Origin of the sequence: Micrococcus sp. R8502A1, from assembly GCF_006704135.1 — a bacterium.
GTDB classification, from domain to species: domain Bacteria; phylum Actinomycetota; class Actinomycetes; order Actinomycetales; family Micrococcaceae; genus Micrococcus; species Micrococcus luteus.
Genome location: NZ_VIGS01000103.1, coordinates 1 through 1209 on the forward strand (window position 1 = coordinate 1; position 1209 = coordinate 1209).

Sequence of the window (1209 nt, forward strand, 5' to 3'; positions counted from 1 at the left end):
CGCCGTCAAATGTTTGTTAGATACAGCTTGTGCTGCGCCTGTATTTTTATAACGCCCCCGGCGCCCTGGAGTTCGCCTTTTATGCGGTTGTTGGGCGCGTCAGGTTTGGAAAGCGGACCACTGTACGGTCCGGGTGAGCACTCTCACCCAGGTTCCTCCCGGTCACGGCGGTAGACTGGGGGGTCGATCCCGCGCGCCGGCGCCGGGCCTCGCCCCGCGCTCCGCCGGCGTGCCCCGCCGTCGTCGAAAAGGACCCACCCGCCGTGACCGTTCGCCCTGACCGCCCGTTGCGCATCGCCATCATCGGTGCCGGACCCGCCGGGGTGTACACGGCGGACATCCTGACCAAGGAGGAGCTGGACTTCCGGGTCAGCATCGACCTGTTCGACCGCTACCCGGCCCCGTTCGGTCTGATCCGTTACGGGGTGGCCCCGGACCATCCGCGCATCAAGGGCATCGTCACCGCGCTGCACAAGGTCATGGACCGCGGGGACATCCGTTTCCTGGGGAACGTGGACTACGGCACGGATCTGAGCCTGGCGGATCTGCGTCGGCATTACGACGCGATCGTGTTCTCCACCGGGGCGGTGCGGGACGCTGTCCTGGACGTGCCCGGGGTGGAGTTGGCCGGCTCGTTCGGTGGCGCGGATTTCGCGTCCTGGTACGACGGGCACCCGGATGTGCCGCGGCACTGGCCGTTGGAGGCCACGCAGGTGGCGGTGATCGGCAACGGGAACGTGGCCCTGGATGTGGCCCGGATCCTGTCCAAGCATGCTGAGGACCTGTTGCCCACCGAGATCCCGGACAACGTGTACCGGGACCTGGCCGCCTCCCCGGTCACGGATGTGCACGTGTTCGGCCGCCGTGGGCCGGCGCAGGTGAAGTTCACCCCGTTGGAGCTGCGGGAGCTGGCGCATTCCCGGGATGTGGACATCGTGCTGTACGAGGAGGACTTCGACTTCGATGAGGCCTCGGAGAAGGCGATCGAGGAGAACAACCAGGTCCGCACCATGGTGGGCACGCTGACGAACTGGCTGATGGAGCAGGAGGACCGTCAGCAGAGTGCCTCGCGTCGGCTGCATCTGCATTTCCTGCAGGCCCCGGAGGAGTTCCTGGACGAGGACGGCGACGGCCGGGTGGACGGCCTGCGGATGCGCCGGATGGAGTTGGACGGTTCCGGTGGGGTCCGTCCGACGGGGGAGACCGTGG

The 1209-nt window shown here is 67.2% G+C and carries 1 protein-coding gene; it reads left to right on the forward strand.

Translation table 11 applies throughout. The features are described from left to right. Positions 1–263: 263 nt before the first annotated feature. Positions 264–1209 (forward strand): FAD-dependent oxidoreductase (locus tag FLM69_RS11225; RefSeq protein WP_141844295.1); only part of this gene is annotated, 946 nt, incomplete at its 3' end.